The sequence below is a fragment of the Leisingera sp. CC-HEC093 genome, assembly GCF_059429195.1.
In genome coordinates, this window is record NZ_JCAIJR010000002.1 from 82,285 (window position 1) to 108,327 (window position 26,043).

Consider the following 26,043-nt stretch of genomic DNA (forward strand, 5'->3'; position numbering starts at 1 on the left):
AGACTGACGATGATCCGGATGACCCTTTTGGCGCTGGCCCTGTCCGCAAGCGGCGTTGCCGCCCAGACTGCCGGCTCCGCAAACGGGCAGGATGACTGCGAAGAAAACCAGGCCAATCACGAAGACAATGACGGCTGCATTGCTGCCCTGCTGGACGCAAACGAGGCCGCCGCCGCTGCGGAAGCGGAAGGCGTCACCGGCTTTGTGCCGCTGATCGCGCCGGCGCTGGGGGCCGCCGCGGCCGCAGCCGGGCTTGCCGCCGCGGCAGGCGGCGGTGCGACCCCCTCCACCACAAGCACCGTCAGCACCAACTGATCCGGCACCAGCTGATCCGGCCAGGACCAGATAAGAAAACGGCGCCGCCCAAGCCGGGCGCGCCGTTTTCGTGTGCAGCGGGCCGGCCGGGCCCGGTGCCTCAGCTGACGTAGTATTTCGAGCCGTAGTTGCTGTAGCTGTAACCGTACTGCTTCATCTTGCGGGTGTTGATCTGGCTCAGGATCATCCCGGTCAGGCGCTGGTTGTCGGTCCTGAACAGCCGCAGGGTTTCCGCCAGATCCTGCCCGGCGGTGCCGTCCCATTTCACCGCCAGCAGCACCGCATCCGCATTGCGGGCGATCAGCCGCGCGTCCGACACGGCCAGCACCGGCGGGGTGTCGATCAGGATCACGTCATACCGCTGCCGCATCGCGTCCAGAAGCTCCCGGAACCGCTCCGAGGCAAACAGGTCGGCGGCATTGGCCGAGGTCTGTTCCCCCGCCAGGATGTCGCAGCCCAACAGCGGCTCCCGGAAGATGGCGTCCTCTGCCGGGATCTCTCCTGCCAGGACAGAGACAATGCCCTGCGGCGGCACCTGGCTCAGCTGGCCGGTCAGGGTCCGCCGCCGGATGTCGCCCTCGACCAGCAGCACCTTCTTGCCGATGCCGGTGAAATTCTGCGCCAGCGCCAGCGCATTGGTGGTCTTGCCCTCCCCCGGCAGCGAGGAGGTCATCACCACCACCTGCGGCGGCTGGTCGACATTGGACAGCATCAGCGAGGTGCGCAGGTTGCGCACCGCTTCCGCCGTTGCCGAAGACGGGTTTTCGGCCAGGTACTCCAGCACCCTGCGGCGGCCGCTGGCCGGAAACAGCGGGATCTGGCCCAGCACGCTGCAGCCGGTCTTGCGCTCCAGCTCCCGGGCAGAGCGGACCCCCTGCCGCCGCGCCTCCATCAGCAGCACGGCGCCGCCGCCCAGCAACAGCCCCAGCATGCCGCTCATGGCAAGGACCAGGGATCTCCGGGGCGCCGCAGCCGCCCGCGGGATCACCGCCCGCGACAAGAGGCGGCTGTCGGCCTTCTGGATGCCCTCCTGGACAGAGGTCTCCTTCAGGCGGGCAAGGAAATACTCATAGAGCAGCCGCACCGCTTCCGCCTCCCGGCTGAGCTGCTGCAGGGTGATCAGATCGGCGCTCTGCTGAGCGGTCTGCGCGCCCAGGTCCGCTTCCGACTGCACCAGTGTCTGCACCTGCTGCGCGGCGCGGCGGGCCTCCAGCGCCGCCCGGGCCAGCAGCCGCTGAAAGGCGGTGTCAAAGGCGGCCCCGCCCGCGGCGGTGCCGGCCTGATCCAGCAGCCGCTGCAACCGGCGGTCCTGGCTGATCTCCGCCTGCGCCGCCCGGGTGCCCGCGCCGCGCAGCCCGTCATAACGGGCCTGCGCAGCCGCTGCCGCGGTCCTGGCCTGCGCAATGCGCTCGCGCAGATCCTTCAGCTGCACCTCCTGCGCCTGCAGGGCTTCCGGCGAGACCAGCGCGGTGGCGGCGTTAAACGCATTTGCCTTGGCCTCGGCGGCTTCGAGCTCCGCCTGCAGCTCCGCCACCCGGCCGGTCAGCCAGGTTGTCGCCTGTTCGGTGGCCTCGAATTTCACCTCGATCTGATTGAGAATGTAAAGCTCCACGATGGTATCGGCGATCAGCGCCGATTTGCGGGGGGATTGCGTCTCCACCATCACCTCGAACACCAGTGTCTGCGGCACGCTGCGCACAAATACCCTGCTCTGCAGGGCGGACACGACCCTGTCCCGGATCAGCTGCTGCACCAGGTCCTCAGGCAGTTCCACGGGCGGTCGCTGCAGCCCCAGCAGCGACTTGACCCCCGACTTCACCGTCCAGACCAGCGTTCCCAGGGCGGAGGGTTCGGCCAATGCGCCGTTGAATTCCGGATCCTCCATCAGGCTGAGCTTGTCCACCACCTTGCTCATCAGCCCGCGCGAGCGCAGCACCTCCAGCTCTGAATTGACCTCGGCGTAATCGCCCGTCAGCCCGCTGGCGACGCTTTGCAGATCAACCACCCTTTGCTGCTTGGTTTCCAGCATCACCACGGCGCTGGAGGTATAAACCGGCACCGCGATGAAAAAGGCATAGACCCCGCCGATGAAAATGGCCGCCAGGGTTGCCAGCGCCATGATCCACTTGCCGCGCCACAGGGTGGCGGCCAGGGCGCCCAGATCAATGACATCGTCATCCTGCGCGTCCGCGGGCGCCGGGCGCTGGACCGGAAAAGAAGCTTCATTCAAAGGCGTTTGTTGCATGGCTACCCGATTACCGTCGTTCATGAAGCGCGCCTGCCGGACGCATCATATTCCGCATACACGGGGCCGCCTTCAGAAGAAAGTCCTGCAGCCCGGCGGCGGCGGCTCAGCAGCCGGTCCTGCGCAGGACGGCGGCGCCGGTCCGCAGGATAATCCCAAGGTCGCCGAAGAAGCTGCGCCGGGCCAGATAGGCGGTATCCAGCGCCACCCGTTCATCATAGCTGACATCATTGCGGCCCGAGACCTGCCACAGCCCGGTGATGCCCGGCGTCTGGGCCAGATAGGCGGCGGTGCTGGAGCCGTATTTCTCCAGCTCCTTGGCGACGACGGGGCGCGGGCCGACAAAGCTCATCTCGCCGGTCAGCACGTTCCAGATCTGCGGCAGCTCATCCAGGCTGGTCTTGCGCAGGAAACGGCCCAACCGGCTGATGCGCGGATCATTGGCCAGCTTGCGGCCGCGGTCCCATTCCGCGGCGGCTGCGGGGCTGGCGTCCAGATGCGCCTGCAGCTGCGCTTCGGCGTCCGCAACCATGCTGCGCAGCTTCCAGCAGGTGAACTGCTTGCCGCCCCGCCCCGCCCGGACATGGCCGAAAAACCCCGGGCCGCCATCCAGGCGCACGATGCCCCACAGGATCAGGATGACCGGCGCCAGGAGGGGCAGCAGCAGCAGCGCCAGGCCAAGATCGAACAGCCGCTTGCCCGCCCGGCCATAAAAGCCGGAACGCATCCGGCCCGCGGGGCGGCTGGCGGCGGCATTGACGGCAAAGGCGGTGAGGGCAAAATCATGCATCGCACCCCCCTTGAACGGCAAGGCGCTTCAGCAAGGGGTCACACTTTATACGTGCGGAATGCATCGTGGCACATCCAGTTTTAATTGAATTTTAATGATACTTTCCACAGCTTTGCGGCAGAAAAATGGCACCCCCTGCCCGGCCTTCGCTGTCAGCCTTCGCCGCTCAGCTCCAGCACCCGCGCATGGCGCACCGCGGTGCGGCGCAGGATCCCGTCGCGCAGCGCATGGGCCAGCAGCCGCAGGAAGATGCGGCGCGCGCCCGGATGCTGGCGCGCCTTCATCAGCCATTTCGGCACGATCACCAAAAGCACCGGCCAGAACAGCCAGCCCGCCGCCATCCGGTACAAGAGCAGCAGGTTGCGGTGGTAGTAATAGGCCTTCCACAGCGGCACAAAGCGGCCGCGCTGCGCCGCATCCGTCTTTTGCGGGTCTGCGCCCCCGGCCTGGAAGGTCGACAGGTCATGCTCAAAGCGCACCGAAGGCTCAAAGCCGATGCGGCCGCCCGCCTTGCTCAGCCCCAGGGTATAAAGCCCGTCATCGCCATAGATGAACAGCTGCGGGTCCGGATAGCCGGCGCGCCGCACCGCGGCGGCAGAGATAAAGAAGCCGACAAAGGAGGTGACATCGATCTGCATCCCCGGCCCCTCGTAGTCCGCAGGCTGCACATGAAAGCCGGAGCGGCCGCCCCCGAACAGGGTGCGCAGGAACGCGCGGGCGTGCCAGAACGGGTTGCGCGAGGGGCGGTTCATCTCGCAGATGCGGCCGTCGGGGAAATAGACCGCCGCCGCCACCGCATCCCAGCCGCCCTCCGTTTCCCGGTCCGCCTGCCGGTGCATCGCCAGCGCGCGGAAGGCCGCCAGCCCGCCCGGCGCCGGCCGCCCGTCGTCATCCATCACCACCAGCCAGTCCGGCGCATGGTGTTCCATTGCCCGGCGCATGCCCATCTCGAACCCGCCGGCGCCGCCGCGGTTCTCGGCGCTGGTGCGGATGTCGAGCCGCGGATCGGTTTGCGCTGCCAGCCATTGCCCGGTGCCGTCGGAGGAGGCGTTGTCGGCCACCACCACCGCCGCCAGCTCGTCCGCGGGGCTGGCCAGCAGCCGCGCCAGCGTCGCCTTGAGCTTGTCCAGCCGGTTGTGGGTCACCACCACCGCCACCAGACGGCCCGCGCCCTGCCCGGTTCCCTGCCCAGCGTCCTGTCCGGCCCCGCGTCCAGTCCCGGTGCCCGCCCGGTCCGCCGCAGCGGTGCCGATTGCCTGTGCTGTGTTCACCCGGGGCTCCTTGCCTGTCTGATGGAATCTGATGCGGCCTGCGCGGCTCCGAAAGCTCATAAATCCCGGCCCCTGTCAAATCCATAGCCGCGGCAAAGGGTTTGACAGGGCGGCTGGAAGCCGCCACCTAAAGGGCATGCAGACAGCTCTCATCACCGGCTCGGCCGGCTTCATCGGATATCACCTGGCAGCGCGGCTGCTGGCGGCAGGCTGGCGGGTCATCGGGCTGGACTGCCTGTCGCCCTATTACGACGTGGCGCTGAAAGAACGCCGCCACGGCATGCTGGCGCAGACCCCGGGCTTCACCCCGGTCATCGGCAAGCTGGAGGACCCCGGCCTGCTGATGCAACTGTTTGAAACCCACCGGCCGGATGCGGTGATCCACCTGGCCGCCCAGGCCGGGGTGCGCCATTCGATCGACGCGCCGCGCGACTATCTGGAGGCCAACCTGATCGGCACCTTCGAGCTGCTGGAAGCGGCCCGCGCCTATCCGCCGCAGCACCTGCTGATGGCCTCGACCTCCTCAGCCTACGGCGCCAGCACCGAGATGCCGTTCGGGGAACGCCAGCAGGCCGATCACCAGATGTCCTTTTATGCCGCCACCAAGAAGGCCAATGAGTCGATGGCGCATTCCTATGCCCATCTTTATGCGCTGCCCGTCACCATGTTCCGCTTCTTCACCGTCTACGGCCCCTGGGGGCGGCCCGACATGGCGCTGTTCAAATTCACCAAGGCAATGCTGGCGGGAGAGCCCATCGACGTCTACAACCACGGCCGGATGAGCCGCGACTTCACCTATATCGACGATCTGGTCAGCGGCATCACCGGCCTGATCGGCGCGGTGCCGGGGGCAGAGCCGGTCTCGGAGCAAGACAGCCTCAGCCCGGTGGCGCCGTTCCGGGTGGTCAATATCGGCGCCAGCAAACCGACCCCGCTGATGGAGTACATCGCCGCGCTGGAGACGGCGCTGGGGTGCCCGGCGCAGAAGAACATGATGGAGATGCAGGCCGGCGATGTGCCTGCCACCTGGGCCGACACCCGCCTGCTGACCGATCTCACCGGCTATCAGCCGCAGGTCGGCGTCGCCGAGGGCGTGGCCCGGTTTGCCGCCTGGTACCGGGAGTATTACCGCCTCTGAGCCCCGTCGGGGCCTGGTCCGGGCCCGCTCAGGCCACGATCAGGGACGGCATTAATAGGTCAGCATGGTTGACCAAATGTTTCGCGCGCGAAACATTTGGTCCGAACCGGACCTATCTCTGTGCCGCGGGCAGCGGTGTCAAAATTCCGGTTTCCGGCCCGCCCGGCTGCGTATATGTCTCTCTCTGAACAACCACCACCTGAGGCGCAAGGCCTGGTGGAAAAGGAACGGAAAAAGGGCATCCCATGCGTATTGCGATGATTGGCACCGGCTATGTCGGACTGGTATCCGGCGTCTGTTTTTCGGATTTCGGCCATGACGTGATCTGCGTCGACAAGGACGAAAGCAAGATCACCCGGCTGAACAACGGCGAGGTGCCGATCTACGAGCCCGGCCTCGACCAGCTGATGGAAAAGAACGTGAAAGCCGGGCGGCTCAGCTTCACCGCCGATCTGGCGGCGGCGGTGGACGGCGCTGACGCGGTGTTCATCGCGGTCGGCACCCCGACCCGGCGCGGCGACGGCCATGCCGACCTCACCTATGTGATGGCGGCGGCAGAGGAGATCGCCGGGGCGCTGACCGGTTATGCGGTGGTGGTGACCAAATCCACCGTGCCGGTGGGCACCAACCGCAAGGTGCAGGCGGTGATCGCCAAGGCCAACCCGAACGCCGATTTCGACGTCGCCTCCAACCCGGAGTTCCTGCGCGAAGGCGCCGCGATCGAGGATTTCATGAAACCCGACCGGGTGGTGGTCGGCATCCAGACCGAGCGCGCTGCAGAGGTGATGTCGGAGATCTACCGCCCGCTGTATCTGCGCGACTTCCCGATCCTGTCCACCGACCTGGAATCGGCAGAGATGATCAAATACGCGGCCAATGCCTTTCTTGCCGCCAAGATCACCTTCATCAACGAGATCGCGGGCCTGTGCGAGCGGGTCGGCGCCGACGTCAAGGAAGTGTCCCGCGGCATCGGCTTTGACGGCCGCATCGGCAACAAGTTCCTGCACGCAGGCCCCGGCTACGGCGGCTCCTGCTTTCCCAAGGACACCGCGGCGCTGGCGCGGATCGGCCAGGACCATGCCTTTCCGATGCGGATCACCGAAACCGTGATGCAGGTGAACAACGAGGTGAAGGCGCGGATGGTCGAGAAGCTGCGCGATGCCTGCGGCGGCTCCTTCAACGGCCGCACCGTGGCGGTGCTTGGGGTCACCTTCAAGCCCAACACCGATGACATGCGCGACGCGCCCAGCCTGACCATCGTGCCCGCGCTGATCGGCGGCGGCGCCAAGGTGCGGGTGGTGGACCCGCAGGGCCGCGCCGAAGGCGAGGCGCTGCTGCCCGGCGCCGCCTGGCTGGAGGACCCCTATGAGGCGGCACAGGATGCCGACCTGATCGTGCTGCTGACCGAGTGGAACGAATTCCGCGCCCTGGATCTGCGCAAGCTGGCCGAGGGCATGGCGCAGCCGCGGATGGCGGACCTGCGCAACGTCTATTCGCCCGACACCGCCAAACAGGCCGGGTTTGAGACCTATACGGCCGTGGGGCGGGGCGCCTGAGCGCCTTCCCCAAGCAGGCCGCGAAATAGGTCCGGACCGGACCAAATGTTTCGCGCGCGAAACATTTGGTCAGACAGGCTGACCTAATATCAGGCTCTAACAAGCACAAAAAAGGGCGCGGTCACCGCGCCCTTTTTTGTTCCTTCAGGCTCTGATCAGAGCTTTTTCAGCCAGGCCTGCAGCTCTTTGACCAGGGCGGCGCTGACGGCCTCGCCGCTGATTTCGATCTTCTGCTCGCTGGGGGTATAGGCCAGCTGCACGCCGCGGCGGGGCGCGGGCAGGGAGATCCGCTCGCCCGGCATGGCAGCGTCCCAGTCGCCTGTGCCGCGCACCCGCGGGGCGCTGACCAGCGGCGGAACCGGGGGCAGTTTGGGCGGCGCAGGCAACGGCGGGGCAGGGGGCAGGGTGCCGTTTTCGGCTGCCACCTTTGCAAGGGACGGCGGGGGCGGGGGAAAATCAGGCTCTAACTTGGGCTTTTTTTCAGACGGCGCCTCCACCAGACGGGCCAGCACCGCCAGCTCTGCCTCCACTGTGCTGCGGTCAGCGGCCTGCAGCGCAGCGGTGGCGCGCTCGGCGAACCCCTCATCCGCCTCGATCGCGCGCACCAATGCCAGGCCCAGCTTCTCGCTGATCGCGGTGGGGTAGAACAGCACCGCATCCAGCGCCTCGACCAGGGTGACAAAGCTGCCGATCTTGGAGCGTTTGGCGCGGGTCGCGTTGCCGAACAGCGCCTGCAGCGCGTATTTGCGGCGGGTGAAGACGCCCTCCTTATAGGCCCGCACCGCGATCCGGGCGCGCTCGTAATGCGACAGGTTCACCCGGATCTCGTTTTCCTCGACCATCGCCACGTAAGAGGCCTCGGCGCTGTCCGGCTTGATCACCAGCGCCTTGAGGGTGGCGAATTTCGGGTCTGATGTTTCTTCATAGAGCCTGCGAAGGGCGGTCAGGCGGCGCCAGCCGGAGATCAGCCCGTGGGTGCGCCCGCCAAAGGCATCCTCCAGCGGCACCACTTCGGCCGGGGTCTGCTGGCCGCGGGCGCGGATCGAGTCCATCAGCGACTGCAGCTCTTCCTCGTCCTGCTCGATGCGGTCGCGCACCAGGTGGTTTTCGTCGATCGCCGCCAGCGGCAGCTCCTCGATCATCAGCCCCTTGGCGCGGGCGTTTTCCAGCACCCCCGACAGCTCCTGCAGCGCCGCCTGGGCGGAGGCGTCGGAGGCCACCTGGGCAATCGGCGCGGCGCCGACACTGGAGGGGGTGCCAAGCGCGGGTTTGCCGGCGGGGGCGGCTGTCAGGTAGCCCGTCTGCGCCGGGGAGAGCCGTTTGCGTTTTGCCATGTTCCTCGTGCCTCTTTCCGGTTGGGGCAGCCAGACTACCCCGGATATCTTGCCCGCGCCTTAGCCGGCCGCGCGCTGTTCCGCCTCTTGCTGCAACACCTCGCGCCGCCAGACGCCGATCAGCAGCTTCTTGAAGGCGGCGTAAGTCTCGTCGAAGGTTTCCCGCCCGCGGGCATAGGTCTCGCGGTTGAAGTCGCGGTAGTCGGCCTCGTAGATGCCGCTCACCTGCTCGCCGGCCTGGCCGATCAGCGCGGTGAAATCCTGTTTGTGGGGGGAAAGCACCCGCCCCATATAGGCCTGCATGAGGGCCGCCAGCTCGCCCTGCTGGGCGCTGTCGTAGCGGGTGATGACGGCGCGCACCGCGTCCCATTCGAAAGAGAGGCCGGGGCGGCCAAGCGCCCGGGCGGCCAGGTTCTCGCCCTCCTCGATGGAGGCGAAGGTCGAATGCAGCATGTCAAAGAAACGGCCGGTGGAATCGAACTCCAGGAACGACGCCCCCATCGGCACCAGAAGGATGTCCGCCGCTGACAGCCCGTTGATCGTCAGATAGCCGAGGGCAGGGGGGGTATCGATGAAGATCACATCGTACTGGTCCAGCACCCCGTCGGCCTCCAGCCGCTCTGTCAGCGCATCCCACAGCTTCCAGGACCGCGCCGCCATCCGCCAGACCGGGATCTGAAACTCCGCCCAGTAGAGGTTCAGCTGGGCGCCGATGAGGTCGATGTTGGGCCAGTGGGTTTCTTGGATCACATCCGCCGCGGTCATCTCCATCGCCGCATCAAGGGCTTCGTCCAGCGGCTGCGGGGCATCGCCGCGGTCGAGCCGGCGCTGGTTTTCAGTGCGCAGATGCTCGCCGTAGTGGCGCGCCAGGAGCGGGAAGGCGGTCTGCCATTCGTCCTCAACGCGGCCGCCGAAGATCGAGGTCATGGACCCTTGGGAATCCAGATCGATGACCAGCACCCTGTAGCCGTCAAGCGCGGCCGACATTGCCAGGTGCGCCGCGGTCGACGTCTTGCCGACGCCGCCCTTGAAGTTGGCGACCGCCACCATCTTGGCGGGCAGGCCTTCGGGGCGGTAGGGGGTGTAGTCCTTGGCCTTGGACCCTTGCGCGGCAAAGAAGGCGCGCAGGCGCAGCACCTCATCCAGGGTGAACCACTTGGCGCCGCCCTCGGTCTCACTGCGGCCCTGGGGCAGATCGGGGTTGGCCTTCAGCACCCGGCGGAAATGGGCCTGGGCGACCGGGATCAGGTAGCGGGTGATCTCCCAGGTGGAGAACAGGCGCAGCTCCTTGCGGCCGTCCTCGTTCATGCCCCGGCTGGCGAGGTCGGCCCGCCCTTGTGCGCAGGCGGCGGCAATCTTGGCAAAGCCCGCGGTGCTGGCGGGGGCGTCCAGTTCCGACAATGCGGCGTCCGGGTCGATGCTGAAATAGGGGGGGAGGCTGCTGCCTGCCTTGTGGATATCTCGCGCCATGAGGATCTGCCTGCTGTCCTTGGGCCGTCCGGCCCTGCCCGTGTGAATTGCTGCTGCTGTTCTGCTTGGCCGCCTGATGTGCTGCCTTTCTGACAGAATACGCAAAAACACCGCACATGGAAGCATAATGCGCATGCCTCCTGCTTTTTCTAAGCAAATCCAAGGGTTGGGAGGGGGTGAAACAGGGCTGTTTCAGGGCCGGCAAAAAAATCTGCCAAGTTAATTATGAGTTATTTATTAGTTACAGGGCAAAGGGTATGTGCGCAAAGCCCTTTTTTCCTTGGCGATGGGGGCGGATTTTGCCGCGGGCGCGACTCTGAAACCCCGATGGAATGACTCCGAAACCCCGGCAAAGCGATTCCGAACCCCCGTTGCCGCCGGCTGTGGATAACCTTAGGGTGAGTGTAATCAAAACCACGATAAAACGAGTCGCGGGACCGGGCAGAAGAATCCGGCGGACGGCTGAGCAGACGGCGGACAGGCAGATGGCAGCAGAGCTGACGGCGGGAGCGATTCCGCCAGAGGGGCAGGGGGATTTCTTCCTCTGCGATATCTTCGGGGCGATCCCGAAAAACGATCTGGCGTCGATGGAGCATCCGCTGTTCTCGCTTGGCACACGGCCGGACCGGCGCATTCTGAACTACCAGCACAACGGCGCCGAGATCACCGTGACGCCCTCCGTGAAGGGGCTGGCGACAATCCACGACAAGGACATCCTGATCTTCTGCATCAGCCAGCTGATGGCGGCGCTGAATGCCGGCCGCCAGGTGAGCCGCACCCTGCACCTGAAGGCGCATGACCTCTTGGTCGCCTGCAACCGCGAAACCTCCGGCGATGCCTACCGCCGCCTGCGCGAGGCGTTCGAGCGGCTGGCGGGCACCCGCATCACCACCAATATCGTCACCGGGGGCCAGGAGGTGACCACCGGCTTCGGCCTGATCGAGAAATGGGAGATCGTGCGCAAGGCCCGCGGCGGTAAGATGGTCAGCGTGGCGGTGACGCTCAGCGACTGGCTGTACCGCGCGGTCTTGTCGAAATCGGTGCTGACGCTGTCGCGCGATTACTTCCGTCTCAGGAAACCGCTGGAGCGGCGGATCTACGAACTGGCGCGCAAGCATTGCGGGCGGCAGAACAGCTGGCAGGTCTCGGTGGAGACCTTGCTGAAGAAATCCGGCTCCGCCAGCCCGCGCCGGGTGTTCCGCAAGATGATCCGCGACATGATCGACGCGCAGCCCTTGCCCGATTACGCGCTGGAGGAGCTGGAGGGCGACCTGATCCGGTTTTCCCAGAAGGCGGCTGTGACCGAGGCGGTGCTCAATGCGCCCAGCCTGAAGCCGCAGACGCTGGAAGAGGCGCGCGCCCTGATCCCCGGCGCAGACGCCTATGCGCTGGAGGCGGAGTGGCGCGCCATGTGGCTGCGCTCCGGCAGCCCGCGGCTGCGGGCACCCGATGCGGCCTTTCTGGGCTGGGTCCGCAAACGCGCCGCGGAATAGGGGCCGCTGCGCCATCGTCTGTGCAGCAGGGCTTTCCAGGGAAAGCCCTTTTTAGACTCTGATACCTGCGGAAAGCGCCGTCCAATATAGGTCAGCATGTGTGACCAAATGTTTCGCGCGCGAAACATTTGGTCCGGATCGGACCTTTTTTTCGGCAGCGGGGCAGGGGGCTGCGGGGCGCGGGGCCGGACCCGGACTGACCGGACTAACAGGCCCGCCCCTGCCTTGCGGCGGGCGCGGGCCTGGCAGGCGGCGGTCCTCCCCCCGGGGCCGCTGCCTTTCGTGCGGCGGCTCCCCCTAGCCGCTGCCTTCCTTCAGAGCCTGCGACATGCTGGAGAGCACCGGGCTGATCAGATAGTCGGCCAGGGTCTGGCGGCCGGTCTCGATCATCGCCTGGGCCGGCATGCCGGGCAGTGCCTTCACATTGGGCAGCGCTGCCAGCTCGGCCTCATCGATGCGGATGTGCACCGGGTAAAAGGGCTGGCCGGTGGCTGCGTCGAGGCTGCTGCCCGCGGCCACCATCACCACTTCGCCCTTGACCGGCGGGGTGGAGCGGAAGCTGTAGGCGGTCAGCTGCACCCGCGCCTGGCTGCCCTCGGCAACCTCGTCGATATCAGCCACCGCCACCCGGGTTTCCACCAGCAGCCCGGCATCCGCGGGCATCAGCTCAAGGATGGTCTGGCCGGCGTCCACCACCTGGCCCAGGGTGTTGATGCTGAGCCCGACCACCCGGCCGCTCTGCGGCGCGCGGATGGTCTGGCGGTCCTGCACGTCCCTTGTGGCGTTCAGCCGCTGGCGCAGGTCCAGGATCTGCTCCTGCACGGACTGGCTTTCGGCGGCAAGCCGGGCGGCCCGGTCGCGGCCGGCCTGCAGCCGCCGCTCTTTCATTTCGCCGATCTGCTCCAGCACATTGCCGCGGTCGCTTTCCATCGCGCCGAGGGTGCCCAGAAGACCGCTCTGCTGCATCTGCCGCTGGCTGATGCGGGTCTTCGGCACCAGCCCCTTTTCAAACAGCCCGGCCAGGTCCGCCAGCTCCTCCTGCACCAGGGCCAGCTGCTCCTCGGTGGCCCGGATGCGGGCGTCGCGGCCTTTGAGCTGATCGTTCAGCTGGGTGATGCGGCCGCTGATGATCTCCATCTGGCCCCGGTACAGCGCCCGGTTGGAGCTGAGCAGGTCGCGCTGCACTGCCGCCAGCTGCTCCAGCTCAGGCGCCTGGGCAATGAGCTGCTCCAGCTCTTCGCCGGGCTGCAGGCTGTCCCGCTCCTTCAGTTCTGCCGTGAGCCGGGCCCGCTGCGCCAGAAGGCTGGCCAGCTGGCCGTTCAGGATGCCCATCTGCGCCTGCACCCGGCTGCCGTCGAGCCGGGCGATCACCTGGCCCTCGCTGACCGGGTCGCCCTCGGCGACAGTCAGCTCGCGCAGGATGCCGCCCTCGAGATGCTGCACCGCCAGCCGGTCGCCGGCCACGTTGAATTCGCCGGGCGCCACCACTGCGCTGGTGAGCTCTGCCTGGGTGGCCCAGAACACCAGCCCGCCGAACAGGCCGAAGCCGCAGACAACCATCCACAGCACCAGCTGGCGGACCCGGGTCGGCGGGTGTTTGGGCAGCGGCACGTCCAGGCTGAGGGCGGCCGGCATCTGGTCGCGGAAACCGCCCTGGCCGGGCTGGCCGGACTGGCGCCCGGTGTCCGCAGGGCTGCGGGTCTCATGTTCCACCAGGCTCATGCGCGTTCTCCTTCAGTCCGGCGGGCTGTCCCCTGATGGCCCGGGCTGTCCGCCTCCTGGTCCGGGCCGCGGTCCTCCGGGCCGCGGTGCCGGAACGGGGCAATCTTGGGGTCGCCCGGGCGGGCCGGGCTGCTTGCCATCGGCTGCGCGGCTGCCTCGATCACCTGGCGGGCTTCGCCAAAGCGCATGATCCGGCCCTCCTGCAGCAGTGCTGCATGGCTGACCCGGCGCAACAGGCTGAGCCGGTGGGTCACCGCCACCACCGCGGCGCCGCGGGCGCAGGCGGCTTCGATGGCGCAGGCCAGCGCCTCTTCGCCCTCGGGGTCGAGATTGGCGTTGGGCTCATCCAGGATGATCAGCTTGCGGCCGCCGAAGAAGGCGCGCGCCAGGCCGATGCGCTGGCGCTGGCCGGCCGACAGGAACTCGCCGCGCGGGCCCACTTCGGCGTTGTAGCCGCCGGGCAGCGCCAGGATCATCTCATGCACCTGCGCCAGCTTGGCCGCCGCCACCACATCCGAGGGCTTGGCATCGGGGTCCATCAGCGCGATGTTTTCCGCCACCGTGCCCTGGAACAGCTCGACCCGCTGCGGCAGGAAGCCGATATGCCGGCCGATCTGCGCCGGGTCCCAGTCGGTGAGCGCGGCGTCGTCGATGCGGATATGGCCGCGCACCAGCGGCTGCAGCCCGGCCAGCGCATGGGCGAGCGTGGTCTTGCCGGCGCCGGAGGGGCCGATGAGCCCCAGCGACTGGCCCGGCTTCAACTCCAGGCTGATGTCCAGCAGCAGCGGCTCCGGCCGCCCCGGCAGCACCACGGTGGCGTTTTCCACCACCAGGCGGCCGTCGGGATCGGGCAGCGCCAGCCGCTCCGGCGCCTCGTCGAGATGGGCAAGGAAGGTGTTCAGCCGCCCATGCGCGCTGCGCGCCTTGAGAAAGGCGCGCCAGCCGGCGATCGACTGTTCCACCGGCGCCGCGGCGCGGCCCAGCAGGATCGAGGCGGCAATCATCAGCCCCGGCGACAGCTGGTTGTTGATCACCAGCACCACGCCGACGCCCAGCACCGCGATCTGCAGCCCCATGCGCACCGCCTTGGCCAGCGAGGTCATCAGCGCCACCCGGTCGGTGGCCAATGTGTTGAACACCAGGGCCGAGAACGCCTTGACCTGCCAGCGGGCGATCAGCGGCCCGGTCTTGCCCATGGCATGGATGAGGCTGGCGTTGTTCATCATTTCCGCCACCGCGGTATTGGTCTCGGCGGCCTGTTTGGTGGCTTCCGCCATCGGCTGGCGGGCGGCCATTTCGCTGATCAGCCCGAGGCTGAACAGCAGCACAAGGCCGATCAGCGCCACCCCTCCCAGGACCGGGCTGAACAGGAAGATCAGCGCCAGGAACAGCAGCGACCAGGGCGCGTCCAGAATGGCCAGGAACAGCGGGCTGGTGACAAAGCCGCGCAGCTCCTGAATGTCGCGGATGGGTTCGGCGCCGGCCAGGGCCGGCGGCAGGCGGCCGCCGATCATGCCCGCCAGCACCGCGGGGCTGAGCCGCGCCTCGAGCCGCGAGCCGAGCCGCGCCACCAGGCGCTGGCGGATCATGTCGAACAGAAAAAAGAACACCAGCGCAATCGCAGCGCCGGCGGTCAGGGCAATCAAAGTGGGAATGCTGCCCGAGGCCATGACCCGGGCAAACAATTGCAGCATGTAGAGCGGCGCTGTCAGGATGAGCAGGTTCACAAAGATGCTTGCTGTGAAGATGGCGGCAAGCACACCCCGTTGACCGTCAAATACCCGTCTTACCTTCATTGTCGTAGCCCCCCGGCTGCACGAATTGAAGTTATGAAATCTGGAGACCAGCGCCCTGGTCCAAGGATGCAATCCTTGGCCGGGGACCAAATCGCTGTCCTGAACCAGGGCTGGACGGGCCCGGGGCTGCCCCCGGGCCCGCCGTTCCTAAGGCTCAGACGACAGTGTGACCCCAGATGTTGTCGTAGCTGTCATCGAAGCCGTCATCGGATGCCAGCACCCGGATCGCCTCGTAAGAGCCCGCATCGCCAGTGGTCACCGCGTTGATGCCGACACCGCCGATCGGGATGGCGTCCTGGCCCAGCGAGGAGAACGGCGCCTCGCGGCCGGTCAGGCCGAGGATCTTCACCGTGGCACCGCCCGCCGAGATGTGGGTGTCGGTGCCGTTGTCGGTGACGGTTGCGCCGCCGCCGTCCAGCGCCCCGAAGGCGTCCTGCGCCGAGGTGCCGAGGCCTGCGCCGACATTGGTGACACGGAACAAGAGCACGTCGTGGTCCTGGTCGATGTCGAAGTCCAGGATCTTGTCGGTGCCGTCGGTGGACGAGAAGGTGGCGCCGTCCCAGGTCAGGTCGATGATAAAGACATCCTTGCCGTCGCCGCCGGTCAGGTGGTCATCGCCTTCGCCGCCTTTCAGGAAGTCGTTGTAGTCGCCCGCGCCGCCATGCAGCCAGTCGTTGCCGGCGCCGCCATCCAGGAAGTCGGAGCCTTTGCCGCCGTCCATGTCGTCGTTGCCGTTCTCGCCGTAGAGGCAGTCGTTGCCCCTGCCGCCATTGAGGTAGTCATGGCCTTCGCCGCCTTTCAGCACGTCGTCGCCGGAGCCGCCGTAGAGCTTGTCCTTGCCGTCGTTGCCGTGCAGCAGGTCGTCGCCGGCGTTGCCCTTGACGGTGTCGTCGCCGTTGCCGCCGGAGGCCACGTCATTGCCGGTGCCGCCTTTGACCACGTCGTTGCCGTCCTCGCCATAGAGGAAGTCATCGCCGGAGTTGCCCTTGACCACATCGTTGCCGGTGCCGCCGAAGGCCTTGTCGCTGTCAGCGCCGCCCTTGATGGTGTCATTGCCGGCATCGCCGTAGAGGCGGTCGTGGCCGGCATTGCCGAGCACCCAGTCGTCGCCGTCATTGCCGTGCAGCTTGTCGCCGCCGGCGCCGCCCATCAGCTTATCGTTGCCGGAGCCGCCGAAGCCAAGGTCGTCGCCGCGGCCGCCGACGATAATGTCATTGCCGCCTTCGCCGAACATGGTGTCGTCGCCGGAGCCGCCGCGGATGCGGTCATTGCCGTCCGGGCCTTCGTCGATCGGCGTGTAGCAATCCGGGCAGTCGACCTCTTTCAGCCCGTCTTCCATCTGGGCATGGTTTTCAGCCGAAGCGGACTGCTCATCGTCGTCGCAGCAGCTCCAGTCGATGTCGTAGCCGTCGACATCGGCGCCGAGGTTGCTGCCATGGTCGCCGAAGATCAGGTCGCCCTGGGCGCCGCCTTCCAGCACGTCGTTGTTGGAGCCGCCGCGCATGGTGTCGTTGCCGGCGCCGCCATTGACGTCGTCCTCGCCGGAGCCGCCGTCCATCAGGTCGTTGCCGCGGCCGCCCTGCATCAGGTCGTCATCGGCTTCGCCGAACATGGTGTCGTCGCCGCCCTGGCCGTCCATGGTGTCGTTGCCGTCACCGCCCAGCATGCAGTCGTCGCCGTCCTCGTCGTCGGTCTTGTTGCCGGTGGGGCTGTCGGCGCCGAAGTCGAGGTCGTCATTCTGCGACTGGCGTTCGTCGCCGAACATCTCGTCATCGCCAACGCCGCCGATCACCAGGTCGTCGCCCAGGCCGCCGGCCATGCGGTCGTTGCCCTGCTGGCCGTGCATGCGGTCATCGCCGTCGCGGCCGTACATGGTGTCGTTGTTGTTGGAGTGGTCGCTGTCGCCGGCGCCGTTCAGGTCGCGCTGGCCGTCGTCGCCCCACATCCAGTCGTCGCCGCCTTCACCGTCCATGCAGTCGTTGCCGTCCTCGCCATAGAGGTAGTCGCCGCGGTCGCCGTCCTCGTAGCTGTAGTCGCCGTCTGCATCGTCGCCGAAGATGTGGTCGTCGCCCTTGCCGCCGAACACGGTGTCGCTTTCCTCGCCGCCGAGCAGCGTGTCATTGCCGGTCTCGCCGTCGATGTAGTCGCAGCCTTCCTCGCCGTCGATCCAGTCGTCGCCGTCATCGACATAGACCTTGCCGTAGATCGGCACCTGGTACTCTTTCCAGGTTTCCGGATCGACCCGGGTCTCATAGCCGGTGATCACGGTTTCATAGTGGCCCTTGCCGTCAGCGTTGCCGCCGAACAGGTAGTCGTTGCCGGTGCCGCCTTCGATCAGGTCGTCGCCGTCCTGGCCTTCGATGTAATCTTGGCCGGCTTCGCCATCGAGCCGGTTGTTGCGCTCGTTGCCGTAGACGGCGTCATCGCCGGCCCCGGCCTTGGCGTTGTCGCCGGCGTCGTGGTCGTTGAGATCGATCACATTGCCGTCGGTGCCGCCGCGCTCGGTGGTGCCGTCGTTGTAATCCGGGTCGTGCTTGTCATCGCTGAAGCGGATGTCGCAGTCGGGATTGCAGACTTCCCAGTCCGGGTTCTGGTCTTGGATACCCATGGTGAATTTCCTCCTCGTTAACGGTACGGGGCTGGGCAGCGGGCGGCTGCCCGGGTCCGTGCCCCTGCCAGGGCCGCTGTCCGGGAAACACCCCCGGGCGGGCTGGCATAAAAAAGGCGCCGTGGTGCCTTCTAGGCTGTATTGCAGCGCATCCGCGCCGCGGCCGATGCCCCCAAATGGGGACAAAATGCAGCTTCAGAGGGGCGGTGTCCCGCCAGTCAGGCCAGTCAGGCCGGCCAGTGCCGCCGCCGCGGCCTGCACGCCCGCCTGCAGCGGCGCGTGCCAGTGCATTCCGGCCGCTGCTGCGGCCGCGGCCAGGGCCAGCGCCGCCAGAGGCCCGCGCCAGCGCCGCCGCGGCTTGGGCGCCGCCGCCGCCAGGGTTTCGGCCAAAGCGGCTTTCAGCACCGGTTCCAATTCGATCCTGAGCGCCCCCTCCATCCGGTTCACCGCCTCATCCAGCTGGTCGATGCGGGCGCTCAGCGCGGCGCGGTCGGCGGCGGCCTTCTGCGCGGCTTGCGCGCCCAGCCCCTCGTTAAGGGTGGTGAACATCTCGGCGATGCGCTTGTGCAGCGCCACCAGATCGGCCTGCGCCGCCAGCGGCGCGCCGTCCGGGACCCCCTGGCGCAGGGCGGCGGCAATCTGCGCCAGCACCGCGGCGCTCAGCCGCGGCGGCTGCACCGGCTGATCCGGCTTGCCGGGCGCCTGCGCGGCTTGTGCGGCTTGTGCGCTCTGTTCAGTTTGTGCCGCCTGTGCCGCCTGTGCCGCTTGTGCCGGCGGCATTGCCGCGGAGGGCTCTGCGGCGGCAGCCTGTTTGGCGTCCAGTTTGGCGTCCAGTTTGGCGTCCTGTGCGGTGCCCGGCGGTGCTGCGCGCCCTGCGGACCTGCCCGGTCCGGCGCCGCTGCGGCCGGGGGCCGGCTGCGGCGCGGGGGGGTCCGGCTTGGCCTGGGCGGTCTGGGCGGTCTGGACCGGCTGCGGGCTGCCGGCCGGCGCCGGCGGGCCCTGCACCGGCGCGTCGAGCGTCAGCTTGTTCATGACGCTCTCCCCAGCGAGGCCTGCCAGGTCAGCCGCTGCGCCATCTCGGCGCGGCCGCCGGCCTGCAGCTTGGCCAGCACCCGCTTGGCATAGGTGTTGAAGGTCTGCTCCTTGAGGCCGGCGATATGCGCCGCCTCACGGTTGGTCAGCCCCAGCTGAATGAGCGCTGCCACCCGCGCCTCGGCCGGCGACAGCCCCATTTTCTGGGCCAGCATTTCGATGCGGCGGCGGCCGGGCTGGCGCGGCAGGATTGCCACCACCAGCGGCTGGCCGGCGCCGGCGCAGCGGTAGCGGGTCAGCGACACCGGCAGCCGCATGCCGCTTTTGCGGTCCTCCAGGAACAGGATCAGCTCGCGCGGGCCATGGCTGCTGCTGCCGCGGCGCGAGCGGGCGCATTCGGCCACCGCGGCATAGAAGCCCGCGGTGTCGCCGGGGCGGGCGCAGCTGAGGCGGCCGCCGCTGCCGCTGAGCAGATCGCCGCCATCGAGCATGTCGCGCCCCGATTCATTGCAATGCAGCAGGGTGCCTTCGGCGTCGAGCACCAGCACCGCGCTGTCGGTCTTTTCGGAGATGGTCCACAACAGCGCGCTGGTCACCGCGGCCTGGGTTTCGCCGGCCAGCTCGCGCAGGGAATCCTCGCGCAGCACCGGCCAGATCGCCTGCAGGATGTCGGCGCAATGGGCGTCATGCGGGCCGCCGCCGAGCTTGAGCGCGATCAGGTCCGCGCTGCCGTCCTCGAAGCCGCAGGAAAACAGCGCCCAGCCGCGGCCCGCGGCCAGCTCCGCTGCCAGCTGCTCCGGCAGTTGGGCCGCCAGCGCCAGCGCCGCCTTCCCCCCGGGGCGGCACGGGCGCAGCGTCTTGGCGGCGCCGGGCTGCAGCTGGCGCCGCAGCGCCGCGGCCGCGGCGGCGGTGCAAGCGGATCCCAAGGCCGCATCGCTGGTCAGCACCGGGGCCTTCCGGTGTCCCGGCTGCACCAGCGCCAATTGTGTCAAAGAAGAGATTTGCCTTTGCAGAGACTTTGAAAATAACAACCTGCCCGTTTGCGAAACGGACGCACTCAACATAACCATGTTGCCCCCCGGCATGACATAATGAATGTCCTGAGGGTAGCACGATGCCGGCGGCGTCAAACCGGGCAGAGGGGGTACGCCAAAGGCCGGGCCGCAGGCGGTCCGGGGCCGGTGCGGCGGGTGAAAATACCACCATGGGGGTAGCCGCCGGGGGCGGAAGCGGCGAATCGAAGAAGCTTAGGGTTGTTTTTCGAAAAGATAACGTTGTCTTAAAATTGCAGGAACCCGCATGGAAACGCACCGTTTCCCCAATGGGGACAATGCCAAAGGTGTAAGATGCCTGGGCCGGATTGCGTGCAAAAACAGCCGGATAGGCCGAACCCGGGGGCAGCGGGCGGGCGGGGCTGCCAAAAAGCGCTGCCCCGGGCGGGGAAGTTTCTTAACAATAAAGGATAGATTCGCTACGGTTTATCCACAGCAATGCGCATCAGAAGTGTTTCCTGCCTGCGTGCGCGGCCTGGCCCGGGACGTTTTTCCCGGGCGTGTTCTGTATTTATCACGATCCGGAAACGGCGGCGCCCAGGGGCCGCCGGGGCCCAGGCGGCAGCAGGCAGGTGTAGTGTGTTCCGGGGTGCGGCGGCGCATTGCCAGACAGGCGGCCTGCGGGGGTGGGCCGCCATAACAGCGCGCTCCAGGGGGACGGGCCGGATGCAGATCCGGCATGTTACGAGTAAAGGAGTTTTTTGATGCCTGTGCACATTGTGGGGGAAAGCAGGCTTCTCAGGGACATGTTTCTGACCATCTGTGAAGCAAATGACTATGAGGCCGGGCGCTGTTGCGGCAGCCTGGCAGAACTGCCGCAGCTGCCGGCGCGGGATATGATCCTGTTCTACAGCCATGACGCCGGGGACGGGCTGCTGCAGGAGCTGCAGGCCTTCCGCGCCGGAAACCGCGCGGCGCAGCTGATCCTGATCACCGGCGACGACTGCCCCGACGCCGCCCAGGCGCGGCTCAGCCAGTATGCTGAGGCGGTGATCCCGGAGCGCAAATCCGCCGGCGCGCTGATTGCCGCGCTGCAGGTGGTGCGCAACGGCTACCGCATCGTGCTGTCCGGGGCGGCAGGGGCGGACGGGGAGGCGCCGGAGGCGGTGAACGGGGCGCTGCGGCCTGCGGCGGATGCGCCGGAACCCGCCTGCCAGGGCCAGCGGCACGGGCTGTCGGACCGCGAGCAGGTGATCCTGGCGAAGCTGACCGAAGGGGCCACCAACAAGAGCATCGCCAATGAACTGGGCATCTGCGAAGCCACGGTGAAGGTGCATCTGCGCACCTGCTTCCGCAAGATCGGTGCCAAGAACCGCACCCAGGCCGCGCTTTGGGCCTCTGATCAGCTGCCGCCGCAGCCGCGCCGCCACTGACCGCGGGCCGCGGCAGGAGGACGGCAGCAGGCGCCCGGCGGGCATGCAACAGGCGTCCCGGCCTTGCAGGCCGGAGGCGCCGCTTGCCGGATGCGGGGCGGGGCCGGGGCCCGCCCGCATCCGGCCGGTGCGCCGAAGGTTTGCCTGAAAACCTTTGCACACCGGTTTCACGGTTCCCGGACCAGGCCTTTCTGATGGCGCCAAAGGTCTCAAGGCCGGCGGGTGCGGCTTTTGAACGGGCTGCGGCGATGCATGGTGAATTCCATGACCGCAGCAAAAGGAGGGCATGTATTTTGCGAGGCGGGTCCTGACGTAACAGGCCCCGGCCGTCTTGGGGCAGAGCGGCGGCAACGGGCGCCTGTACCGCGCGAACGGTTTGATCTTACTGCTCAGGCACGGCCTTCGTTGCCGGTCCGGCGCCTGCGCCCAGCAAGTCACGCTTGCGTTGCTTGCGTTTTTTCCGGTCGGGTTTCACGAGAGGGCGTATCGCCGGAAGGCTGTATACAGGACTTTCGCCAGTGAGCGAGTGATCCCCCTGCCGCGCCGCCACCAGGTTCTGGAAGACCTCATCATCGACCACTTCGTGCAGGCTGACCGGCTCATCCGTCATGGCGTTAGATACATCATGCAGGGCCCGGACATGAAGGCAACGCACTCCCCCGCTTTTGGGGCCCCATGTCTTGAGCATAGACATTTTCAGCAGGTTGTATTCGGGCGGCAGCACCATAGGCGTGAGCTTGCGCTGGTACAGGGTGCCTCTCAGGACAGGCTGATCCTTTAACAGCGTTGAAGCGCGGTAATTTTTGTCCCAGTCCTCGATCAGCGCCTCTGTTTCCGCACATTTCCGGACCGCTAGGACCCCCGAATTGAAAACGGGAAAACAGTGAGGGATAGTCTGGAGGTAAGACTTCATTTCAACCCGGTTACGGGATACGCCAAGAGCTGCTGCAATAGGGGTGATCTCCAGCAGTTCGAACACGTCGCTGAGGTCTTCCAAAACAACAATATCGGCGTCGAGGTATATTGTTTTTTTGAACCTCGAAGATTGCAAAGCCTGCATTTTCGGCCGCGGGCCGCCTTCCCTGATCGGATGAATTTTATCAAAGACAGTGTCTTCAATCTCTTGATCCGTGAACAAATCAATTTGAGCGTCGGGCATGGCCAGCCGCAGAGTGCGCGCAGTCCGGCGGGCAAGATCGGTGTAGTCTGTCCCGGTGGTGGCAAAAATGAAGCCCTGACCGGTGGTAGCGGTTGCCCTGCGTTTGCTTAGGGAGAGTTTCATGAGTGCAGCTCTTAGAAATTCGATGTCGGAACCTCATAGTGATATTCTCATGTATCACAAGCCCAGAGTGTCCTTGCAGACTGCAACGAGGCTTTTCATGGCGTTGGCCGAATTGCCAAGCATCGCCCGCACTTCGCCGTTCAACGGGGTGTCCGGCATTTTCTCAAGGCCGCCATTTCCCGAAAGAGATTATCCTTCCGGCGGTGCGCTGGTACTGCCGTCTTCAGCGGTCGTGCTGCGGCATGCGGGGCGTGCCGGCTGAGCGGGGGGCAGTTGATGTTTCAACCAGCCACCGCTGGATCCGCTAGTTTGGACCGGAATCCGGAAGCCAGCCTAGGGCAGGCACAGCACTTGGCGCGGGCTGCTGCAATAGCGTGCAGGTGAAACCCATGTCTGCGCCGCCGGTGACCCGGAACAGGCGGTATTGGCTGTATCAGAGCCTGGTTTTCCGCGCCTCCGGCCAGATCTTTATCCTCCGTGCCTCCGGCTAGACCTTGATCCTTCGTGCCTCCGGCACGAGCGCATTGATCTGTGCGATATGCTCCGGCAGGCAGCGGGTCAGGAAATCATACTTCTCCACCACATGGGCGCGGGCATTGGGGCCGATATGGGCATAGTCCCCGGGATGGGCCAGCACGTCCGCCACCTGATCGGCGAGCTTCTCCGGGCTGAAGAAACCGGTCAGCAGCCCGGTCTCGCCATGGGTGATCGCCTCGCGCACCGGCGCCACATCGGCGGCCACCACCGTTGCCTGCATCGCCATCGCTTCCAGCAGCGACCAGCTGAGCACGAAGGGCATGGTCAGATAGACATGGCAGCGGCTGATCCGGATGATCCGGCAGAGGTCGTCATAGGGCACCTTGCCGAGGAAATGCACCCGGCTCCAGTCGACGCTGTCCCCCAGCTCATCCTCCATCTCGCCGCGCAATCCTTTGGGATGCTTGCTTTCGGCGCCATAGGAGGTGTCATTGCCGCCGATCATCAGAATGCGGGCATTGGGGCGCTGCGCCTGGATGCGGGGCAGGGCGCGCATCATGATGTGGAAGCCGCGGGCGCGCTCCATGTTGCGGGCGATATAGGTGACCACCTCATCTTCGCGGCTGAGCGGTTTCTCCAGCCGCCCGAGCCCCACCGAGGCGGCGGGATCGGGGCCCAGCCTGTCGGTGCGGATGCCGTCATGGCACAGATACATGCGGTCGTGGAAACTGGCCGGAAACCGGTCGCGCTGCCAGGCGGTGGGCACATGGCCCAGATCGACCTGTTCAATGCTGGCATACGGCACGGTGTTGCGCGCCTCGGCAAAGAAATAGGCCTGGTCGTTAGGCGGGTTTTCCGGGTCGAACCCGACCAGCCCGCCGGAGGTGCGGTAGAAATACTCGAAAAAGCCGATCACCGGCACATCCGGATAGGGGTCCTTCATGAACAGCAATTCGCCCCAGCCGGTATGGCCGATGATGATGTCGGGGGTGAAGCCCTGCGCCTTCAGCTGCCGCGCCGCCAGCGCCGCGCCGAGGCCGGTGCCGGCGGCTGCCTCCCAGTCCTTGGAGAGGCCGAAGGCATCTTTGGCGGGCGTGTGGAAGGGCGCGTAGACAACCGATCTGATGCCCGGGAGCTGCACGCCCTTGCGCTGGGTCAGAAAGACGATCTCATGGTGCCCTTGCGCTGCCAGCCAGGGGGCAAGCTCGCGGTACTGGCCGGGCATGTTCTGATGCACAAACAAGATTTTCATGGATCCATGCTTGCCGGGGCCGGGGCTGGGATGCAAGCGCGGGCTGGGCCTTTGCGGGCCGCTGTTGCAGCGCTGCGCGCGCGCCGTGCTGGCGCCGGGCGCGCGCAGCGGGTACAACTGTCAGAAGAGACAGAAACCCAGAAACCGGGGCGGATAAGATGCAGGTTGAGGAAACCGGATTGCCGGGGCTGAAGGTGCTGACGCCGCAGCGCTTTGGTGATGCGCGCGGCTTTTTCAGCGAAAGCTGGAACAGGCGGCGGATGCAGGAGGCGGGCATCGATCTGGATTTCGTGCAGGACAACCATTCGCTGTCAGCGGCGGCGGGCACCCTGCGCGGCCTGCATTTCCAGGCGCCGCCCCATGCCCAGGACAAACTGGTGCGCTGCGGCCGGGGGGCGCTGTTTGACGTGGCGGTGGATATCCGCAGGGGCTCGCCCGGTTACGGGGAATGGTTCGGGATTGAGCTGACAGCGGAAAACGGCAGGCAGCTATTGGTGCCCAAGGGGTTTCTGCACGGGTTCATCACCCGGGTTCCGGACACCGAGGTGATCTACAAATGCAGCGATTACTACGCGCCGGACTGCGACGGCGCGGTGGCCTGGGACAGCTGCGGCATCAATTGGGGGTTTGAGGGCGCACCGGTGCTGTCCGAAAAGGACGCGGCGGCCCCGCGGCTGGCGGATTTCGCCAGCCCGTTTGTGTGGGAGGGGGCGGCATGAAGCTCCTGGTCACCGGCGGCGCCGGCTTCATAGGCTCCGCGGTGGTGCGGCTGGCGGTGGCGCGCGGCCATCAGGTGGTGAACCTCGACGTGCTGACCTATGCCGCCTGCCTGGAGAATGTGGCGGAAGCGGCAAAGAGCCCGGCCTATGCCTTCGAGCAGGCCGACATCCGCGACCGCGCCGCATTAGACACTGTTTTTGAGCGCCACCGCCCGGATGCGGTGATGCATCTGGCAGCGGAAAGCCATGTGGACCGCTCGATCGACGGGCCGGGCGATTTCATCGAGACCAATATCACCGGCACCTATCAGATGCTGGAGGCGGCGCGGAAATACTGGACAGAGGCGGGCCGCCCGGACGCCTTCCGCTTCCACCATATCTCAACGGACGAGGTCTACGGCAGCCTGCCCGCCGACCCCGCCGTGCAGTTCACCGAAGAGACACCTTACGATCCGCGCTCGCCCTATTCCGCCAGCAAGGCCGCCAGCGACCATCTGGTGCGGGCCTGGCACGAGACCTACGGGCTGCCGGTGGTGCTGAGCAATTGCTCCAACAACTACGGGCCGTACCACTTTCCGGAAAAGCTGATCCCGGTGGTGATCCTGAATGCGCTGGCGGGCAAGCCGCTGCCCATTTACGGCGACGGCTCCAACGTGCGCGACTGGCTTTACGTGGAGGACCATGCGGATGCGCTCCTGCTGGTGGTGCAGCAGGGCAGGCTGGGGCGGTCCTATAACATTGGCGGCGAAAATGAGCGCACGAACCTGGAGCTGGTGAACACGCTCTGTGCCATCCTGGATGAAAAACGCCCGCGCGAAGACGGCAGGTCCTACAAGGAGCTGATCACCTTTGTCAGCGACCGCCCGGGCCATGACGCGCGCTATGCCATCGACCCGAGCCGCATCCGGCAGGAGCTGGGCTGGCGGCCCTCGGTGACGGTGGAGGAGGGGCTGGAGCGCACGGTGCAGTGGTATCTGGACAACGAGACCTGGTGGCGGGCGCTGCAGGACCGCGACGGCGTCGGCCGGCGGCTGGGGACGGGCAAGTGAAGGCTTTCCGGGCGGAAAGCCTGCCCCCCTCCCGGCGGCAAAGCCGCCTGCCGGGCAGCGGGACGGGAG

At 66.7% G+C, this 26,043-nt stretch carries 20 protein-coding genes; 8 read left to right on the forward strand and 12 right to left on the reverse strand.

The genetic code is table 11. From position 1 onward, the window contains the following. The first annotated feature begins 9 nt into the window (after positions 1-9). Positions 10-315, forward strand: coding sequence for a hypothetical protein (locus AC5STB_RS20460; RefSeq protein ID WP_495444706.1), 306 nt, complete (start codon positions 10-12; stop codon positions 313-315). A 100-nt stretch (positions 316-415) separates the two neighbouring features. On the opposite strand, the gene AC5STB_RS20465 is transcribed toward AC5STB_RS20460, so the two are convergent. From AC5STB_RS20465 to AC5STB_RS20475, 3 genes are all read right to left on the reverse strand, one after another. Continuing rightward, on the reverse strand, positions 416-2,560 hold the full coding sequence (locus AC5STB_RS20465; protein ID WP_495444707.1) for a polysaccharide biosynthesis tyrosine autokinase: 2,145 nt from the start codon (positions 2,558-2,560) through the stop codon (positions 416-418). Positions 2,561-2,666: 106 nt separating this feature from the next. Beyond that, positions 2,667-3,350: a sugar transferase gene (locus AC5STB_RS20470; protein WP_495444708.1), complete on the reverse strand. Its 684-nt coding sequence runs from the start codon at positions 3,348-3,350 to the stop codon at positions 2,667-2,669. Positions 3,351-3,502: 152 nt separating this feature from the next. Further along, positions 3,503-4,510: a glycosyltransferase gene (locus AC5STB_RS20475; protein ID WP_495444764.1), complete on the reverse strand. Its 1,008-nt coding sequence runs from the start codon at positions 4,508-4,510 to the stop codon at positions 3,503-3,505. 247 nt (positions 4,511-4,757) lie between these two features. Between AC5STB_RS20475 and AC5STB_RS20480 the strand changes: the two genes are divergently transcribed. Together AC5STB_RS20480 and AC5STB_RS20485 are read left to right on the forward strand one after the other, a co-directional pair. Then, positions 4,758-5,759: an NAD-dependent epimerase/dehydratase family protein gene (locus AC5STB_RS20480; RefSeq protein WP_495444709.1), complete on the forward strand. Its 1,002-nt coding sequence runs from the start codon at positions 4,758-4,760 to the stop codon at positions 5,757-5,759. A 245-nt stretch (positions 5,760-6,004) separates the two neighbouring features. Next, on the forward strand, positions 6,005-7,315 hold the full coding sequence (locus tag AC5STB_RS20485; protein ID WP_495444710.1) for a UDP-glucose dehydrogenase family protein: 1,311 nt from the start codon (positions 6,005-6,007) through the stop codon (positions 7,313-7,315). Between the two features lie 155 nt (positions 7,316-7,470). Here the strand turns inward: AC5STB_RS20485 and AC5STB_RS20490 are convergent, their stop codons facing one another. Next, a complete protein-coding gene (locus AC5STB_RS20490) occupies positions 7,471-8,649 on the reverse strand; it encodes a ParB/RepB/Spo0J family partition protein (protein ID WP_495444711.1) in 1,179 nt (392 codons plus the stop codon). Positions 8,650-8,709: 60 nt separating this feature from the next. Next, positions 8,710-10,119, reverse strand: coding sequence for an AAA family ATPase (locus AC5STB_RS20495; RefSeq protein ID WP_495444712.1), 1,410 nt, complete (start codon positions 10,117-10,119; stop codon positions 8,710-8,712). A gap of 485 nt (positions 10,120-10,604) precedes the next feature. Between AC5STB_RS20495 and AC5STB_RS20500 the strand changes: the two genes are divergently transcribed. After that, on the forward strand, positions 10,605-11,612 hold the full coding sequence (locus AC5STB_RS20500; RefSeq protein WP_495444713.1) for a replication initiator protein A: 1,008 nt from the start codon (positions 10,605-10,607) through the stop codon (positions 11,610-11,612). Between the two features lie 297 nt (positions 11,613-11,909). Here AC5STB_RS20500 and AC5STB_RS20505 read toward each other — a convergent pair whose 3' ends face one another. The 5 genes from AC5STB_RS20505 to AC5STB_RS20525 form a co-directional block, all read right to left on the reverse strand. Next, positions 11,910-13,334: an HlyD family type I secretion periplasmic adaptor subunit gene (locus tag AC5STB_RS20505; RefSeq protein WP_495444714.1), complete on the reverse strand. Its 1,425-nt coding sequence runs from the start codon at positions 13,332-13,334 to the stop codon at positions 11,910-11,912. After that, positions 13,331-15,130 carry a type I secretion system permease/ATPase gene (locus tag AC5STB_RS20510; protein WP_495444715.1) on the reverse strand — a complete coding sequence of 600 codons (1,800 nt, stop codon included), beginning with the start codon at positions 15,128-15,130 and terminating at the stop codon, positions 13,331-13,333. Before AC5STB_RS20510 ends, AC5STB_RS20505 begins: the two co-directional genes overlap by 4 nt. 154 nt (positions 15,131-15,284) lie before the next feature. Beyond that, positions 15,285-17,738: a calcium-binding protein gene (locus AC5STB_RS20515; RefSeq protein WP_495444716.1), complete on the reverse strand. Its 2,454-nt coding sequence runs from the start codon at positions 17,736-17,738 to the stop codon at positions 15,285-15,287. Between the two features lie 195 nt (positions 17,739-17,933). Then, positions 17,934-18,770 carry a hypothetical protein gene (locus AC5STB_RS20520; RefSeq protein ID WP_495444717.1) on the reverse strand — a complete coding sequence of 279 codons (837 nt, stop codon included), beginning with the start codon at positions 18,768-18,770 and terminating at the stop codon, positions 17,934-17,936. Next, the gene (locus tag AC5STB_RS20525) at positions 18,767-19,762 is read right to left on the reverse strand and encodes a helix-turn-helix transcriptional regulator (RefSeq protein WP_495444718.1); all 996 of its coding nucleotides are present in this window, start codon (positions 19,760-19,762) and stop codon (positions 18,767-18,769) included. The genes AC5STB_RS20520 and AC5STB_RS20525 overlap by 4 nt, the downstream gene beginning before the upstream one ends. A gap of 764 nt (positions 19,763-20,526) precedes the next feature. Here AC5STB_RS20525 and AC5STB_RS20530 point away from each other — a divergent pair. After that, positions 20,527-21,195 carry a helix-turn-helix transcriptional regulator gene (locus AC5STB_RS20530; RefSeq protein ID WP_495444719.1) on the forward strand — a complete coding sequence of 223 codons (669 nt, stop codon included), beginning with the start codon at positions 20,527-20,529 and terminating at the stop codon, positions 21,193-21,195. Between the two features lie 382 nt (positions 21,196-21,577). Here AC5STB_RS20530 and AC5STB_RS20535 read toward each other — a convergent pair whose 3' ends face one another. Further along, complete coding sequence (locus AC5STB_RS20535) at positions 21,578-22,477, reverse strand: glycosyltransferase family protein (protein WP_495444720.1); 900 nt, start codon at positions 22,475-22,477, stop codon at positions 21,578-21,580. Between AC5STB_RS20535 and AC5STB_RS20540 the strand changes: the two genes are divergently transcribed. Continuing rightward, on the forward strand, positions 22,476-22,739 hold the full coding sequence (locus AC5STB_RS20540; RefSeq protein WP_495444721.1) for a hypothetical protein: 264 nt from the start codon (positions 22,476-22,478) through the stop codon (positions 22,737-22,739). The genes AC5STB_RS20535 and AC5STB_RS20540 overlap by 2 nt on opposite strands. A gap of 225 nt (positions 22,740-22,964) precedes the next feature. Here AC5STB_RS20540 and AC5STB_RS20545 read toward each other — a convergent pair whose 3' ends face one another. Then, entirely contained in the window at positions 22,965-24,206 is a 1,242-nt protein-coding gene (locus AC5STB_RS20545; protein WP_495444722.1) for a glycosyltransferase family 4 protein, read from the reverse strand. 158 nt (positions 24,207-24,364) lie between these two features. On the opposite strand from AC5STB_RS20545, the gene rfbC reads away from it, so the two are divergent. Then, positions 24,365-24,925, forward strand: coding sequence for a dTDP-4-dehydrorhamnose 3,5-epimerase (gene rfbC / locus AC5STB_RS20550; protein ID WP_495444723.1), 561 nt, complete (start codon positions 24,365-24,367; stop codon positions 24,923-24,925). Continuing rightward, complete coding sequence (gene rfbB, locus AC5STB_RS20555; RefSeq protein ID WP_495444724.1) at positions 24,922-25,974, forward strand: dTDP-glucose 4,6-dehydratase; 1,053 nt, start codon at positions 24,922-24,924, stop codon at positions 25,972-25,974. Before rfbC ends, rfbB begins: the two co-directional genes overlap by 4 nt. Positions 25,975-26,043 lie beyond the last annotated feature (69 nt).

Bases quoted from the DNA above. Each gene is read 5' to 3' on its own strand.
- AC5STB_RS20460 (WP_495444706.1), top strand. From the start codon at position 10: ATGATCCGGATGACCCTTTTGGCGCTGGCCCTGTCCGCAAGCGGCGTT.
- AC5STB_RS20465 (WP_495444707.1), bottom strand. From the start codon at position 2,560: ATGCAACAAACGCCTTTGAATGAAGCTTCTTTTCCGGTCCAGCGCCCG.
- AC5STB_RS20470 (WP_495444708.1), bottom strand. From the start codon at position 3,350: ATGCATGATTTTGCCCTCACCGCCTTTGCCGTCAATGCCGCCGCCAGC.
- AC5STB_RS20480 (WP_495444709.1), top strand. From the start codon at position 4,758: ATGCAGACAGCTCTCATCACCGGCTCGGCCGGCTTCATCGGATATCAC.
- AC5STB_RS20485 (WP_495444710.1), top strand. From the start codon at position 6,005: ATGCGTATTGCGATGATTGGCACCGGCTATGTCGGACTGGTATCCGGC.
- AC5STB_RS20490 (WP_495444711.1), bottom strand. From the start codon at position 8,649: ATGGCAAAACGCAAACGGCTCTCCCCGGCGCAGACGGGCTACCTGACA.
- AC5STB_RS20495 (WP_495444712.1), bottom strand. From the start codon at position 10,119: ATGGCGCGAGATATCCACAAGGCAGGCAGCAGCCTCCCCCCCTATTTC.
- AC5STB_RS20500 (WP_495444713.1), top strand. From the start codon at position 10,605: ATGGCAGCAGAGCTGACGGCGGGAGCGATTCCGCCAGAGGGGCAGGGG.
- AC5STB_RS20505 (WP_495444714.1), bottom strand. From the start codon at position 13,334: ATGAGCCTGGTGGAACATGAGACCCGCAGCCCTGCGGACACCGGGCGC.
- AC5STB_RS20510 (WP_495444715.1), bottom strand. From the start codon at position 15,130: ATGAAGGTAAGACGGGTATTTGACGGTCAACGGGGTGTGCTTGCCGCC.
- AC5STB_RS20515 (WP_495444716.1), bottom strand. From the start codon at position 17,738: ATGGGTATCCAAGACCAGAACCCGGACTGGGAAGTCTGCAATCCCGAC.
- AC5STB_RS20520 (WP_495444717.1), bottom strand. From the start codon at position 18,770: ATGAACAAGCTGACGCTCGACGCGCCGGTGCAGGGCCCGCCGGCGCCG.
- AC5STB_RS20530 (WP_495444719.1), top strand. From the start codon at position 20,527: ATGCCTGTGCACATTGTGGGGGAAAGCAGGCTTCTCAGGGACATGTTT.
- AC5STB_RS20540 (WP_495444721.1), top strand. From the start codon at position 22,476: ATGAGTGCAGCTCTTAGAAATTCGATGTCGGAACCTCATAGTGATATT.
- AC5STB_RS20535 (WP_495444720.1), bottom strand. From the start codon at position 22,477: ATGAAACTCTCCCTAAGCAAACGCAGGGCAACCGCTACCACCGGTCAG.
- AC5STB_RS20545 (WP_495444722.1), bottom strand. From the start codon at position 24,206: ATGAAAATCTTGTTTGTGCATCAGAACATGCCCGGCCAGTACCGCGAG.
- rfbC (WP_495444723.1), top strand. From the start codon at position 24,365: ATGCAGGTTGAGGAAACCGGATTGCCGGGGCTGAAGGTGCTGACGCCG.
- rfbB (WP_495444724.1), top strand. From the start codon at position 24,922: ATGAAGCTCCTGGTCACCGGCGGCGCCGGCTTCATAGGCTCCGCGGTG.